Source organism: Microbulbifer mixtoriginis (SeqCode) (assembly GCF_052466715.1).
Map to the genome: position 1 here is coordinate 2,726,200 of NZ_CP174288.1, position 15,093 is coordinate 2,741,292.

General features: G+C 46.1%; 15 protein-coding genes. 7 read left to right on the plus strand and 8 right to left on the minus strand.

Translation table 11 applies throughout. The annotated features are described in order from the left end of the window. Positions 1 to 13: 13 nt before the first annotated feature. Positions 14 to 1,150, minus strand: coding sequence for a methyltransferase (locus tag ACJJH9_RS11995; RefSeq protein WP_444922902.1), 1,137 nt, complete (start codon positions 1,148 to 1,150; stop codon positions 14 to 16). Positions 1,151 to 1,232: 82 nt separating this feature from the next. Next, positions 1,233 to 1,826, minus strand: coding sequence for a TetR/AcrR family transcriptional regulator (locus tag ACJJH9_RS12000; protein WP_444889918.1), 594 nt, complete (start codon positions 1,824 to 1,826; stop codon positions 1,233 to 1,235). Positions 1,827 to 2,679: 853 nt separating this feature from the next. Between ACJJH9_RS12000 and csrA the strand changes: the two genes are divergently transcribed. Beyond that, a complete protein-coding gene (gene csrA / locus ACJJH9_RS12005) occupies positions 2,680 to 2,868 on the plus strand; it encodes a carbon storage regulator CsrA (RefSeq protein ID WP_444922903.1) in 189 nt (62 codons plus the stop codon). A gap of 265 nt (positions 2,869 to 3,133) precedes the next feature. Here the strand turns inward: csrA and ACJJH9_RS12010 are convergent, their stop codons facing one another. The 3 genes from ACJJH9_RS12010 to ACJJH9_RS12020 form a co-directional block, all read right to left on the minus strand. After that, positions 3,134 to 4,009: an SDR family oxidoreductase gene (locus ACJJH9_RS12010; RefSeq protein ID WP_444884380.1), complete on the minus strand. Its 876-nt coding sequence runs from the start codon at positions 4,007 to 4,009 to the stop codon at positions 3,134 to 3,136. Between the two features lie 452 nt (positions 4,010 to 4,461). Next, positions 4,462 to 5,289, minus strand: a complete 828-nt coding sequence (locus ACJJH9_RS12015; RefSeq protein WP_444922904.1) for an SDR family oxidoreductase — start codon at positions 5,287 to 5,289, stop codon at positions 4,462 to 4,464. A gap of 160 nt (positions 5,290 to 5,449) precedes the next feature. After that, positions 5,450 to 6,292, minus strand: a complete 843-nt coding sequence (locus tag ACJJH9_RS12020; protein WP_444922905.1) for a type 1 glutamine amidotransferase domain-containing protein — start codon at positions 6,290 to 6,292, stop codon at positions 5,450 to 5,452. A 126-nt stretch (positions 6,293 to 6,418) separates the two neighbouring features. On the opposite strand from ACJJH9_RS12020, the gene ACJJH9_RS12025 reads away from it, so the two are divergent. The 3 genes from ACJJH9_RS12025 (at position 6,419) to ACJJH9_RS12035 (ending at position 10,395) form a co-directional block, all read left to right on the plus strand. Beyond that, a complete protein-coding gene (locus tag ACJJH9_RS12025) occupies positions 6,419 to 7,330 on the plus strand; it encodes a LysR family transcriptional regulator (RefSeq protein WP_252082208.1) in 912 nt (303 codons plus the stop codon). A 418-nt stretch (positions 7,331 to 7,748) separates the two neighbouring features. Then, complete coding sequence (locus tag ACJJH9_RS12030; RefSeq protein WP_444922906.1) at positions 7,749 to 7,898, plus strand: hypothetical protein; 150 nt, start codon at positions 7,749 to 7,751, stop codon at positions 7,896 to 7,898. A 364-nt stretch (positions 7,899 to 8,262) separates the two neighbouring features. Next, positions 8,263 to 10,395 (plus strand): hypothetical protein, encoded by a 2,133-nt coding sequence (locus ACJJH9_RS12035; RefSeq protein ID WP_444922907.1) that lies wholly within the window; start codon positions 8,263 to 8,265, stop codon positions 10,393 to 10,395. Between the two features lie 90 nt (positions 10,396 to 10,485). Here ACJJH9_RS12035 and ACJJH9_RS12040 read toward each other — a convergent pair whose 3' ends face one another. The 3 genes from ACJJH9_RS12040 to ACJJH9_RS12050 form a co-directional block, all read right to left on the minus strand. Beyond that, the gene (locus ACJJH9_RS12040; RefSeq protein WP_444922908.1) at positions 10,486 to 12,198 is read right to left on the minus strand and encodes a SulP family inorganic anion transporter; all 1,713 of its coding nucleotides are present in this window, start codon (positions 12,196 to 12,198) and stop codon (positions 10,486 to 10,488) included. A gap of 147 nt (positions 12,199 to 12,345) precedes the next feature. Continuing rightward, positions 12,346 to 12,759, minus strand: coding sequence for a protein tyrosine phosphatase family protein (locus ACJJH9_RS12045; protein ID WP_444886617.1), 414 nt, complete (start codon positions 12,757 to 12,759; stop codon positions 12,346 to 12,348). Positions 12,760 to 12,824: 65 nt separating this feature from the next. Next, the gene (locus ACJJH9_RS12050; RefSeq protein WP_444922909.1) at positions 12,825 to 13,703 is read right to left on the minus strand and encodes an MBL fold metallo-hydrolase; all 879 of its coding nucleotides are present in this window, start codon (positions 13,701 to 13,703) and stop codon (positions 12,825 to 12,827) included. Between the two features lie 97 nt (positions 13,704 to 13,800). Here ACJJH9_RS12050 and ACJJH9_RS12055 point away from each other — a divergent pair, with 97 nt between their 5' ends. Genes ACJJH9_RS12055 through ACJJH9_RS12065 form a run of 3 tightly spaced genes read left to right on the plus strand, consistent with a single transcriptional unit; the run spans position 13,801 to position 14,997 of the window. Further along, positions 13,801 to 14,115, plus strand: a complete 315-nt coding sequence (locus ACJJH9_RS12055) for an ArsR/SmtB family transcription factor (protein ID WP_444884373.1) — start codon at positions 13,801 to 13,803, stop codon at positions 14,113 to 14,115. Positions 14,116 to 14,119: 4 nt separating this feature from the next. Beyond that, complete coding sequence (locus tag ACJJH9_RS12060) at positions 14,120 to 14,551, plus strand: YeeE/YedE family protein (RefSeq protein WP_444922910.1); 432 nt, start codon at positions 14,120 to 14,122, stop codon at positions 14,549 to 14,551. 14 nt (positions 14,552 to 14,565) lie between these two features. Next, positions 14,566 to 14,997, plus strand: a complete 432-nt coding sequence (locus tag ACJJH9_RS12065; RefSeq protein WP_444922911.1) for a DUF6691 family protein — start codon at positions 14,566 to 14,568, stop codon at positions 14,995 to 14,997. Positions 14,998 to 15,093: the final 96 nt, after the last annotated feature.

Consider the following 15,093-nt stretch of genomic DNA (forward strand, 5'->3'; position numbering starts at 1 on the left):
AATGACTGGCAGCTCACTTTAACCCTTCTCTTTTCTTTAAAACCATCACTTTAGCGAAAGACCGAACACTAACAGTCTCAACCAAGTAGAAAGGGCTCTGAGCAAATAACTTATTCCATTCACTGACCGTTCGTTCACGCCCTTTTGTTCCCATTAGCATCTGCATATCCATTGCCGCTAAATTGAGATCTGCCCCTTTCTCCGGCAGTACAGCATCAACAATCGCTAAAGTAGTATTACGTTCACCCATCGCCCGATGAATATTCATTAAAAGCTCTTTAGCCCTGGAATCATTCAGCAAGTGAAAAATAGCCACACACAAATAGATGTCCTTATCACTTACTGCATCTGGAAGTGGGTCATTTAGGATATCAGTAGGATAAAAATCTAATCGTTTCTTAACATCATCACCGAAGTGACTATCCCAATACTCTCGCGCAGTCGATTCTACATTGCTCCTATCAACAACAACTGCAGTCAGGTGTTTGTACGAAGAAAGGATACTGGCACTTTTACTGCCTTTTGCACCGCCCAAATCAATAATTCGATCAAAATTCTTCCAGTTAAAGTCTTGCAGGTATTGTAAACCGGTAAGATGATCAACAGTATCCATTGCATCCGAAAATAGGTCACTAACCTTCGGGTGATCATTCATATAATCAAACATCTCCTTTTCATACACACCTTCAAAAGGCACATTGCCCTCCTTGATATGCCCCTCAAAGTTTGAAAACCATGGCCTACTAAATTCAGGGGAATTATGCATCAGGATCATATTTTTTACGCTGTTGTCGGCGTTAGTACGAAGCGCTCTTGAATTTCTATTATGCGAAAAACATTTTGGTTCCTCTTCTTTAAAAATCCCCATTGCGCATAACATTCTCATCAATCGATAGAGGTACTGTTTATCGGCTTTGCAAGCATCCGCCAATTTATCTATCGAAATGGCTTTATCTTCAATATGATCAGCAACATTAAGACAGGCAACGGCGTATAAACAGCGAGATTGCCAAAATATAGATCCTATTTGCATCAAACGAAAGGGAGCCGGGATCAGGCGATTTGGGATATTACACAAACTATAAACCGCATTGGAAACCCTCTGAAAGATCCAATTAGAGACTCTATTTTTTTGCATAGACCTAGGCATAAGAACTCCTCAGAAAAAAATGTCTGATAAAAATATCCAATAAAATAAACAGCTCTGTTATTACAAACAGAGACTTGAAAGGTTACATATTTTGTAAACCGGCCTTTAGGATTCGGCCATTAAAATCGGCAAGCTGCTTTAAAAACTCAGGCCCCATTTCCTGGCCCATTTGCTCCTCAAGAACTGGCTTGGCCAGCATGGGCAACATAGCAAGACTAACAAACGCAATCCTGAGCAAATCATATTCAGTGCCAGCGCCCGAAGGTTCAGCGCCCTGAATTTCCGCCAATCTCCGGGTCCCCCGTTGGCGCCCCCGCTCTAAGAGTTGGCGAATAACATTCTTTCCTGGCCCCTCGTTAAGTGCCATAACTTTCAAGATTAGGGCTGGAAACTTGGGGTTCTCCTGCATTGTGGCATAGTAGAGATCGAAGAAGTCACCAAAATCCCAGTCGCCATCGAGGCTCAGCTGCTCAACAGCATTAATCAGGGGGAGTAAGGTTTGACGAATCATATCTTCGTATAAGCCATCCTTACTGCCGAAGTAATACCGAATCATTGATACCGCCACCCCCGCCTTAGCAGCAATTTGGCGAGTGGTAACCCGGTGATACTCATCGTTCAAAAAGCACTCTCGTGCCGCTTCTATCAACCGATTAGCAACATCTGACTCCTGCATATTCCTTACCATCCCCGATTTGTAATGCGATGGAGGCTAACAGGGTATAGCACCACCTTCCATAATGACTGTTGTTCAATATAAGGGGTTTGTACGAACACTGAGCGCTTAACTACCTTAGACCGCTATACAGTGATAAAAGGAGCAGGCGGGTTCCTCACATTAGCTTTTAAATGAATAACTAGACTCTCTTAAGCGTGCCCATTCATACAGACTAATTCTAAGTCAACCAGGCTGCTCGCAATGGGCAAAAAATCGGGAGCTAAGTAAAACACAAGAGTCTATAAAGAATGCAGATTTAGCTTGCGTTTCTTGAGAGAAAAATCAGATATATCTAGAGGAAAAAGAACGAAATATAGGCACAAAAATAATCTTATTGGATTTTATTAAGTTTGTTTTAGTGTCAAAGCTGCGTAGAATTGGTAGATATTTATCGGTATTTTTGGCTGTCACTGTGCGAGTTTAATCGGCACATAGCTCAAGTTTAAAAATCCGAAAAGCTTTCCAAATAATCCATTTACTTATAGGAGAACAGTAGCGTGACATAGGAGTAAGTAAAAGGCGCTGACCCATGGTGCGGGAACACCAGGGGCCAGCTGACCAAATTGATATCGACACTATCAAGATGGCTATATGCATAGTACGCTAGAAACCCGCTCGTCTTCAATAAAGTGGAGTACATTTAGCAGCTTGGAGCGATTCCCCAAGCTCTGGGAGCGTTGCGCCCGCCTTTTCTTCTTCTATGCCTACCGTTCCCGTGCCCCACCTCAAATTTCCTGCAAACACCGCCCTTCAAGCCGCCTTCCCATTACGGAATGCTTAGCCATAACTTGCATATCAGTAGGAAAAGAAAATGTTGATTTTAAAACGCCGCACTGGCGAAAATCTAAGAATTGGAACAAATGTCTCTATCACAGTATTAGAGGTTAAGGGTAATCAAGTAAAGATAGGAATACATGCCCCCAAATTCCTACCTGTGCATCGTGAAGAAATTTATATACGCATTCAAAAGGAAATAAAATTGATAAACCGAAGCGGCTAAGAGCCTACGTCTCCAATAGAAAGGGCCCACTATGGGCCTAAAATTCTGTATATGGGTATGGTTCAGACAACTTCGCAATATAAGTTTCTATATTATCCCTCTCCCTCATGCTCCATATACTAACTATAATTAACTTCTATTGAGAAAATGTTACTTTCGGGCCAATCAAAAAAACGTACTCAAGAAGTTTTGATAGGTGCATTTATAAAAAGGCACCTTTATACCTATGAAAGTGTGCAGAGTACCCACTAATACCATAAGTCGTTTAGTACTTTTTAAGCTGAAACAAATTACCCATTTCGTATGCTGAATAAATTTCCTGCATTGCTTCTTCGGTAACTTGATTGATCTTCTCTATCGTGGGGTTCAATCCAGTACCGTCAACAGTTGTTCGAAATGGTCGACTTGAAGGCTCTGTCTTCAGTAAGTTCAGAACCGCATCTGCAACCAATTGTGGGCTGGGGGCATTCTCTGATTCATGGCCCTTCTCTGTACCGGCCCACATTTGCTCCGGGGCATCTGCATACTCACCATAACTCGCAGCCACTTCTTTATCACTTGCTCTTAACAGGTTTGAGCCAAAATCGGTTCCAAATCCGCCGGGTTGAACAATCAAAGATTGAATACCAAATTGCGCCAGCTCTACGCGATAATTCTCTGCCATTCCTTCTACCGCATGTTTGGTGGCATTATAAGAACCAAGGAAAGGTAATACGAACTTACCTAAAATGCTTGATATCTGAATAAGAGTTCCACTGCTGCGCTGTTTCATCTGCGGCAACACTGCACGTATTAAACGTTGAACGCCAAAAACATTGATATCAAAAACCTTTTTAAAGTCCTCGATGGTAAAGCTTTCCTGCCACCCGAGCGTACCGACTCCCGCGTTATTAATTAATATATCAATTGGGCCGACTTCTTTAGTTGCTTGAGCAATACCCTTGGCGACGCTCTCATCATCGGTTACATCAATATCGACGACAACGATACCTTTAGCAATAAGCTCATTGGCTACAGAAGCATTGCGGCCACTTGGATCCCGCATGGTGCCGATGACTTTGTAGCCATTATTTGCAAGTGTATTGGCTATTAGATAACCAAAACCACTATTTGAACCAGTAATAAGCGCTGTTTGAGTCATGATTGTCTCCTTAAATTTTGCATCACATCAACTGGTGTAAAGATTAAGACTTGTACGTGTATTAATGAAATTGATTTAATGCATATAGCAATGAATAAAAATAATAGCCAAAAAACCAGTACGCAAAAGGCTTTTTAAGCTACCCTTATTGATCAAACATTCAATCAGGGGGTTTTTAAAAATTAAGAAAAAAGGGCTTCAACACAAAGAGCCGGATTGATTATCTATCAGATTTTGCGTCTAGTTTTTTAGTGGAAAAATAGCTAGACACAACGTACAGAATAAAAAAACATAAGATATTTTGAATAAGCAGCCTAAGGAATTAAGACCTTAAAAACTGTCATCTAGCACCATACAGGTATAGGACTTAAACAATTACAAAATTGAGTTAAGCCCTACCTGCATACATTTAGACAACTCTAGTTATTTTTTCCACAAGGAAAAATGTATTCTCATTGTTTACCCATCTCCGCCTCAAATGCCTCACGGTAGTCGGGGTGCCAACGAGAGAGTGGCGGACGATTGTTAATAATATCCCCTATCGCCCAGCTCATGCGTTTAACATCAGTTTCACGATCTACGTCATTATCCGGGCAAAGAATGTAAAAATCACCACGCTCGACGCTCTCCAGCATAAAATTGACCACTTGATTTGCAGTCCATGCGCCATCTGGTTTACTAGGGCTACCAATCATACCCGTGTAAGTGAAACCAGGAATTAACAAGTGAGATGAGACCTGGCTTCCAGGTGTATTTCGAATAGAGTGCTGTAACGCCTCCGCAGTAGCTTTTACCGCAGCCTTACTGACGTTGTAAGCCGGATTTCCAGGTGGAGTGGTAATTCCCTGCTTAGATCCGGTTGTAACGATAACAGATGGGCTGTTTTGACTGATCATTTCGGGGGCAAATGTATGAATACAATGAATCACACCCCAAAGGTTTGTGTTGATAATCTTATTCCAACCATCTAAATTCTCCCAACTTCCATTTTTAACAGCAATTCCTGCGTTATTAAAAAGAAAGTCGATACGACCGAATTCTTTTTTAACTTGATCTTTGAGCGCTAGTACCGAGCTAAAATCACTCACATCGGTTTCTACTATTAAAGTATCATTTGGTAGAGCGCGCTTAGCTTCTTCCAGTTTTTCTTTGTTAACATCTGCTAAACAAATCTTCATACCTCTTTTTGATAGGGCCTTTGCTGCCGCAAAACCTATTCCGCTGGCACCACCAGTAATAACTGCAACATTATTCGGCTGAAAGATAGTAGATGTGCTCATTGGGATTCCTGGATTATCGTCAAAGACATAAATTAGAGTTTGTGGAATACGGTATTAATACTGCTCCTTCAGGCATAGGCTTTTTACCGAAATCATTCTTTATAGCCTTGGGACTCTCAATGGAGTTTTGCCTGAAGAAGCCTGCTACTAAGATAGACGACTATTTCATCAATTTTAGAAGCTCTTGAGCAACAGCAATGGAGGATTTGTTGTTCTGGCCTGTTACCAGTTCACGATCAACAACTACATGCGGCTGCCAATCTTCTTTGCTACGGGAGTAATTACCACCGGCATTGGTGAGTGCATTTTGAGGCCAGTAGAACAGCTCATCACCACCTAAGTAGTATTGAGTAGCTACAGCTTCTTCTGAGTTACTAAAAGAGGTCATTTTGTAACCGTCATATACCCAGCCCTTGGCAGCTTTAGCTTTCTTACCGGCTTTCATTTGGGTTTCAAATTCAGAGCTGTTAGGCAAAGCGGACATCAGCGCAACTGGGCCATGACACACTAAACCGGTAGGCTTGGACTCAGCGTTAAAATGACGTAAGAAGCTGCCCAATTGATCATTGGATACCAGGTCACCTAAAGGTGCATGCCCCCCAGGTACAAACAGCGCATCAAAATTCTCTATACCGATTTGCTCAATACGAGCAAAGCTAACTACTGGGCTGTGATCTTTGTCAGTCAGCATTAGCTGGTTGAGTAAAGCTTTATGGGCATTGTAGTTTTCTTGACTAGTATCTAAGAAATGGTCAGGCGTGTCTGAGACCGGGTCCAATGTCGGCGCCAGCCCCATCGGGGTAGCGAATGTTATTGTGTGGCCAGCTTCCATCATCAACTTGACCGGCTCCATAAGCTCATTCAAATAGAAGCCCGTTTTGTAGTCACTACCACCCTTCAGCTTCATTTCTGATACATCTGACATCACAACCAGAACGTTATCTGCCACCGCCAGTGGGCTGACTAGCAATGCTGCCATCGCAAGCAGTTTCTTCAAGTTCATAATCACTTCCTCGAAATTAGGGTTGAATCAATTGAAGTGGCGACAGAATAGGACCCCAGGCTTCATTACTGAAATTAATTAACCTAATATAGGTATGAGCATAACTAATGGCTGAGACTGGTTAGAATGGGCAATATTTCGGACATTGAGCTGAACCAACTAAGGCTCCTGCAGATTATATTTGAGACCCGAAACCTGACCCGGGCTGGTGAGCGTGCAGGGCTAACGCAGTCTGCGGTAAGCCATACGCTGAAGAAACTCCGCCACAGTTTTGATGACTCACTAGTCATCAGGCAAGGCAATCAACTGGTACTGACTCCAAGGGCTGAGTCCCTACAAACACCGTTAAGTCGCTGGCTAAGTGATTTTGAGCGGAATATTTTAAATCAAGAAGAATTCAATCCTGAAAGTACGCAACGCACTTTTTATATCGCGACGAGCGACCTGGTGGAGCAAAGTATCGCTCCCCCCCTAATAGCATTACTGCAAAAAGACGCTCCGAGAGTTCAGGTTATTTTTATAAAGTTAGATAAGCACAGGATCGCCAACCAAATTGAGAGTGGTGAGGCGGATCTTTCTATCAGTGTTATGGAATCAAGTCATCCAAGCCTGATAGTAAAAACCTTGTATAAAGACTCTTTTGTCTCAGCGGTAAGAAATAATCATCCATTTTTGAAAGACAAGAAAAATGTTCATAGTTTTTGTCAATATCCGCATATTATGGCAGGCACGGGGAGAGATAACCGCGGAACAGTTGACAAGGCACTAGAAGAAATTGGCTTATCCAGAAATGTTCAATTTAAAGTAGCGAATTTTTCCAGTGCGCCCTACATCGTAGAATGCAGTGACGGAATCCTCACCGCACCAAGAAAATTTATCCAGTCTATTGCCGGCAAATTCAATATTGTGCATTTTACTCCACCTGTCACCCTCCCCCAATACTCTATGAAAGCCTATTGGAACTTAAAAAATAAAGATGATCCAGCAAATAAATGGTTGAGAGAAAAGATCGTGGAAGTTGCTCGTATTGAATACTAGCTTCAAGTGAGTTTAGTTTTAACCATCTTAATTAATGCACCAAGTATCGAGCTTTATTATGTGTGGCTACAATCAGTGAAACCTCTCAAATCTTTAGTTTATAAATTGATATCGTTATCAAGAGGCCGCCGAGAACCTTTTGGCGGCCCCCACCTTACGCATACATCACCTTCCTCCAGGGCACCTTTCAGAATATCACACCTGATTTTAGGGGTCGTTATTTGCTGTCTACAATCCTCTAGTGACCTATCCGGATAGGAATCTCTGCAGTATTCAGCAAGTAATTCACTTGCTTTTTCTGGCCTGGAAAAATAGACAACACCGACTATCAATATAGTAACTACCACTACAACTTTCATAAATTAGGTCTTTAGAATATTGAGACTACAAATATTTCCGCTTGTGGATTGATTGTCAAATGCATAAACCAGCCGGAAAATTTGCGCTAGATATCGCTGCCTATGCAGTAAAGGGCAATCACCACCACTTCGCACTCTATATCGACAACGAGATAGTACTGAATATGTCAGGTACCCAGCCAAGACACTTTGAGATTCGAATTCCATAGTTACTGGTGATTTCTCTCCCAACTAGATCGCCCCTTGTCAGTACTACCTATTGATTTTCCCACTTGGAATTGAACATATCCGAGATTGCTCAAAGCTCTGTATACGTCCTCTCTAGTTGGAGACCATCCAAACAAAGAGGATTCATATCATAATACTTTTTTAGACCTCAAGAGTTGCGTGTTCTCTAAATTTTTCAAGATCCTCGCTCAAATAAAGGTTCAGTGGCAAATATATTAAGCACTGCACAGAAAAGTAAATAAAGGGAACTAAAATGATTTCCCAAATTTACCTTTTCAACACTGTGAAGTGGTCCACAAGTTCCCACATTGCATTCGATTTAAATAATGTATCTTCGAGCAGACTATGGATAAGCTATTTAGCAAGAAAATTTTGGCAATGGCACTTACTGTCGTATTGACCTCATGCAGCGGCGGTGGAAGCTCCTCTTCGGATTCCGACCCAGTCCCATCCACAGGGGGAGATGGTAGCACTACACCACTTCCAGACAATGAACCCGGCACAGTGACTGTTGGCGATATTGAAACTGCAGACTTGGGATTTGCCCGAATCACTTCTCGGGATATCACCCTACCGAATGGCCAACCCAATGCCCAAGAGGTTCACGGGCTCCCACACTATATTGCTAGAACAGACAGCACCCAGGACGACACCCTAAAGTCGGTCCCCATGCGAAGTTACACAGCTGCCTGTGCAACTGACACTGATAAGCCTCGGATGTTTGTTTCCAAGACCCTAAGTGAGGGTAGTGGAGATGATGAAGTCACTTATGGCACTGTTTATGAGCTGCAATATAACCCAGAGACTTCAAGCTTCGATCAAACCGGTAACACAACGATACTAAAACAATGCTACGAGTCGCACGGTATTGCGGCCAGCTCAGATTGCTCCCGTGTTGCGGTCTTGTGCAACACGGAATACCAAGCCAACAAACGTTATGAGGTGCAGGGTGACTTGGTAGAACAATACGGTAGCGACTGGATGAAAATGGAAGACAATATCGGTCCTATCGATGCCCGAATTGAAAGGGACATCGGCCTGATGATTTCAACCAATCATAGTCAGTACATCGGCTACTTTACTGATCATCCCACCCTGACATTTGAGGACTTCCTCCCTGGGCTTAAGACTAAATTCCCAGAGACCGATTTTGGTGATTCTCCATCCTTTAAGACCATTAAAGGAAAAGAGATGCAAGAGGAGATGGCTTATATCGTCGATCAGCTCTCTGAATCCGACTATAACGCGATGGTCGAGTACATTCGTGAGAGAGGTTATAAATATAACAACCAGATCTGGCTCATGGAGTGGGACGATCAACCGCTCAGTGAAAAGCCTGCGGCCTATGTTGTAAACAAGATGCACGGTGGTGGCCATGCCGGAGCACAGGAGCTTATCTATGTGGACAATGATAGCCAAGGCCGCACCAGCTATGCCTTCTCCGTAACAGCGCGAGTTTTTGATGGCAGCTATGGTGGCTCCCACTACTCTGCAGGAATGACGGTTATTGATAGGGATAACTGGTCCCTAAACATGAGTGGAAGTAATAATAGGGGTTGGTATTGGCTTTGTGGCTATGGCCACGTATTAAATATTCGGGCCTTCTATAATCCAGGTAATGAAAAGTATGGAGCAATTTGTACCAGCGATGGCGGAAAATATAATCAGTCTCGCGGGTTAAACACTATTGCGATCAAGATGGAGGATACTTCCTCTACCAGTAGTTTTGAAGGCAGCTACAATTATCTGGTTCCTTCAGATAACGCATTCTTCTCCAATGGCGGTGGGCACACGGTAGTGCCGGTTGATAAAGACACAAATCTATCGCTTATCGTCTCCCCCAAGTATATTGATGAAGAGGAAATGAATCGCTTCCTACAAAGCAAATACGGTATTGATACAAGTAGTAGCGGCCCCTTTGATGAGCAATGTTCAGATAGTACGAATTGCTTCTTCTCCTATATGTCAAGCAGCAGCAACCCAACCATCTCCAGACAGGGCCTACGCGGAGGCGATGCCCTGGACGCCTCTTCTTTAACCCGTATTGGTATCGCCAAAGTCGATGGTAACGGCAGTATCGAGGGGCAAGGCTTTAAATGGCTGGTAGAAGAGCCCGACTGTCAGATCAGCGATCCTCAACTTATCGATTTGAAAAATGGTCGCTACCTGTTTGGCTACGCACAATTTCAGTGCATCTCCGACAACCTGTCGTACAATCGAAGTTCAGCGAAGAATGGCGCAATGCGTATGCTGGTCCCCAAGGCCTATTATGTTATGGAGATTGATGCAGACCTCAATGTATTAGAAGGGCCAGTAAAACTAACCAAGTTTGGTTGGGGTGGCTTGGATGAACCCATTTTCCTTGGCAACGGTAAAGTAGCTTGGTCATATATCAAGAACCCCACCTATGATAATTACGGTGGCGGCAAGCAGAATATTTGGCAAGCGATGATTTACCATTCAAACAGTGTTAACTAATTCATCTATAGAGAAATCACTAATAACTTAAAAATGGAGAGCCTTGCTCTCCATTTTTAATGAACAACAATCTAAGTGGATTCCGAGTAGTTAATACTCCGTAACAGAAGAAAACGCTTGGTACTGACTCAAGAATATACCTCCAGATAACTTCTGCAGAAAACTACTTCTCTCCAGGCAATCCATCACCGGCCCCTTAACTTCCGATAGATGCAGTTGAATTTCTCTATCCAATAGATTGCTATTAATAGACTCAAGTACCTCCAAGGCACTCCAATCTATTTCATTCACTGCGCTGCACATCAGAATGACATGTTTTACCTGTGAGTTATTGGTAAGGCCGGTATAAATGCGGTCTTCCAATACGCCGATATTGGAGAAGATTAAGCGACCATCTACGCGGAAGGTGAGAATCTCGGGAACGGTTTTTACCTGGTGCCGGTGAATATTACGGAAGTGCTCGGTACCCTCCACCAGGCCCACTTCGGCGATATGGGGCTTGGAAGCACGATAAATAAATAATAATAAGGATGCGCCAACACCACAGGCCACACCGGGTTCGACACCCATTAGCAGGGTAACGGCAATTGTTAGGGTAACGGCAATAAAGTCTGCTTTAGCAAAGTGCCAGGTTTTACCCAGGATGGAGAAATCCACCAGGGAGAGAACCGCAACAATAATGGTGGCAGCTAGTGTGGTTTTCGGTAAGTAATATAGAAAAGGGGTCAAAAAGAGTGCAGCCAGGGCGATACCCAATGCGGTAAACAGGCTGGCAAATTGTGTCTGCGCCCCCGCTGCATCATTCACCACCGAGCGGGAGAAACCACCGCTCACCGGGAAACCGCCAGAAATGCCTGAGCTTATATTGGCCATCCCTAGGGCAACCAATTCCTGGTTGCTATCAATTCTTTGCCTGCGCTTGGCGGCCAAGGTTTTGGCCACCGATATAGATTCTACATAGCCAATAATGGCAATCATTAGTGCGGGCACAAATAAAGATTGCAGCAGCGGCAGTGAGAGGTGCGGCAGTGATAGGGGCGGTAACCCAGCAGGAATAGCGCCTACCAAAGCCACTTGATGTGCTTCAAAATTTATGGAGATGGATAAGACGATGGTTACCAGTACACCCACTACTGGGGCCGCCTTGGCAAACAGCTCGGCATTGCTGCTAGACAAGCCCATTTTCTCCAGCCATTTTGCAGCAAGGGCCCTACTCCAGTAGAGAAAAATCAGCACCCCTACTCCGGTGATCAAAGCAAGGCTATTGATACTGTTCAGGTTCTGCCATAGTGATAGCAGCAGCTCCGGTGCGGTATCACCCTGGACGGCCACCCCCAATAAATGCTGCAACTGGCTGAGAGCAATCAGTAATGCCGAAGCAGTAATAAAACCAGAGATCACCGGGTGGGAGAGAAAGTTAGCCAGCATACCGAGGCGTAATGTACCCAACAGAAAAAGTATTCCCCCGGAAAGCAGTGCCAGCGCAGCGGCGGCGCTCAGATAGTCCACCTCGCCCGTGGCGGTGACCTCTCCCAGCGCGGCGGCGCTCATCAGTGAGATCACCGCGACCGGCCCCACAGACAACGTACTACTGGAACCAAAAATACCGTAAACCACCAGCGGTACCATGCTCGCATAGAGGCCGACTTCCGCCGGTAGACCCGCCAACAGGGCATAGGCAAGAGATTGAGGAATCAGTAGCACTGTAACAATTGCGGCAGCGAGCAGATCGCGGTTTAAGGTGCGGCGGTTATAGGATTGAAAAGTAGTGAGGATGGGAAACCATCGGGAGAGTTGCTGCATAACCTTGGTTCACCTTCCACTCTGTTGTTTAACAACGCCGGTATCTCCCGCTTTATCACGGCACATCACGGGTATTTAACTGCGGCACACTTTCACAACTGTGCCGCAATTCTGGGTATGACCTAACTGGCCATTGAAATGTCTTTATTAGGGCTCAATAGCAACCAGCGCGGCACTAACATCGAAACCGGCCATCTGCGCTTGGCCGAACAAATGTTTTTTATCTGCGCCCATTAAAACTTTGGCGCCAGCCCACACCTGGCTGGAACGATTGCCGGTAAGACAAAATGCATGGATTTTTTCACCGCCCTGCAATACATCACGAAAGGCCTCACAGTGTTCCCGCGTCATTCGCCCACGGGTAAAAGGGATCGCAATAAAACGCAAGCCGGCGTCCTGGGCGGCTCGCTCCATAGCTTTGTAACTGGGGTGTACTTCACTCTCCCCCTCCGGGCAATTACAAACCACCACCTGTACACCACTCTGTGCCAACGGTGCCATTGCCTCACAGGTAATATGTTCAGAAACACTCACCTGTTCATCTAACTTTTTAATATTCATAGTCGTCTCGAAATGACAGCAGTCCTCATTAAAATAGAACTACAGCGCTGGGATTAACTGGTTTTTTACAGCTGATTCAGCGGCACTTTTAAATAAACAGTGCCATTGGATTCCGCCGGGGGAAGTTGCCCTGCACGGATGTTGACCTGCACCGAGGGAATAATCAGCCGAGGCATAGGCAGACTGGCATCGCGCTTTTTACGGATTGCCACAAATTCGCTTTCACTAATGCCGTCGCGCAGGTGGATATTCTCGCGGCGCTGGGCACCCACCGTGGTTTCACACTGATAATCCCGCTCGTCTTGCGGCGGGTAATCGTGACACATGAACATGCGGGTTTCGTCCGGCAGGGATAATATTTTTTTCACCGACAAATACAACTGCGCGGCATCGCCACCGGGAAAATCACAACGGGCACTGCCCACGTCGGGCATAAACAGGGTATCCCCCACAAACAGGGCATCGCCGATCAGCCAGGCCATATCCGCCGGCGTATGGCCGGGGCTATAAATTACCTGCGCCTCTAGTGTCCCCACCTGAAAAGTTTCACCATCTTTGAATAGATGATCGAACTGACTGCCATCGGCAAGGAACTCCCGCTCCAGATTAAAGACCTCACGAAAAATCTTCTGTACCTGGCAAATCTGCTCACCAATGGCGATGCGCCCGCCCAATTGCTCCCGCAGGAAAGGTGCCGCAGAGAGATGATCGGCATGGGCGTGGGTTTCCAGTATCCACTCCAGGGTGAGGTTCTTTTCGCGGATAAACGACACTATCGCCTGAGCACCCTTGCTGCTGGTGCGCCCAGATGCCGCGTTAAAGTTAAGCACGGCATCCACCACCGCGGCCGAGCCGCCGTCCCTGTCATACACCACATAGCTCCAGGTTTCGGTCTCCTTGTCTAGGAATGGCTGCACCTGGGTGCCTTGCTCTAACTGCGACATTTTATGCCCTCCAAATTTCACTACCAGAACAATATACATTTTGATAATATATAAAACAATATATTATTGATCTGTAAATTATTGCCAGGCCAAGTTCATGCCCGATACCACAAACCTCGACTTAGACAAGATGCGTGATTCCGCCGGCCAAGCCGCGGCCATGCTGCGCTCCCTGGCCAACCAAGACCGCTTGCTGCTGCTGTGCCAGCTCAGCCAGGAAGAACTAAATGTAGGCGAACTTGAGGAACGTCTGGGGCTTCGCCAGCCCAGTCTTTCCCAACAGTTGGGGGTCCTGCGCCGCGAGGGGCTGGTAGATACCCGCCGGGAGGGCAAACACGTCTATTACCGGGTAGCCGATCCACGGGTACTGGCCCTTTTACAAACTCTCTACCAACTCTACTGCGCGGAGTAATCCCATGACCATCGACTGGACTGCTTTCACCCCAGCCACAGCACTCGCCGGCGGCGCTCTTATCGGCCTAGCCAGCATTCTGTTACTGATGTTTAACGGCCGCATCGCCGGTATCTCTGGTGTTTTGGGCGGCCTGCTGGAGGGCAACCCCGGTATCGGCTGGCGCCTGGCTTTTGTTATCGGATTGTTGGCTGCGCCGCTGGCCTGGCAATTATTTTTTGTCCTGCCGCCCATAGAAATTGAAGCCGGCTACCCCACCCTGATCGCCGCCGGTCTACTGGTGGGATTTGGCACCCGCTTGGGCTCTGGCTGCACCAGCGGCCACGGGGTCTGCGGTCTTTCCCGCCTCTCCCTGCGCTCTCTGGTCGCCACGCTGGTATTTATGGCAGCGGGTTTTGTCACTGTTTACGTTGTACGCCACCAGCTGGCCGCTTAAGCGAGGATCGAATTGTGAAAACCACTTTGACTGCATTGCTGGCGGGTTTGATCTTTGGCCTGGGGCTACTGTTATCCGGCATGGCCAACCCGGAAAAAGTCCTCGGATTTTTGGATATTGCCGGCGCTTGGGACCCCTCCCTGGCTTTGGTGATGGCTGGTGCTATCGCCGTGAGCCTGCCCGCCTTCCAATTATTTAAAGGCCGCAGCCAATCCCTGTTGAAGCAAACCTTACAGCTGCCGACAAATAATCATATTGATCGCCGCCTGCTGATTGGCGGCCTGATGTTTGGTGCCGGCTGGGGGCTGGCGGGCTTCTGCCCCGGCCCGGCCATTGTGGCGAGTGGTGCCGGGCAGGAAAAAGCTCTGATATTCACCCTGGCTATGCTGGCCGGTATGGGGATTTTCAGACTCAGTGCCCGCAAGATGGTCCCGGCGCAAGGTTAAGGCCAAAGACTGTGGGCGGCGACTGCTACGAATAACCCGCGCCGCCGCAGCGGTCTATCTTGTTGTTTCAGGGCGCTCGCACAGCGGGTGCCGATA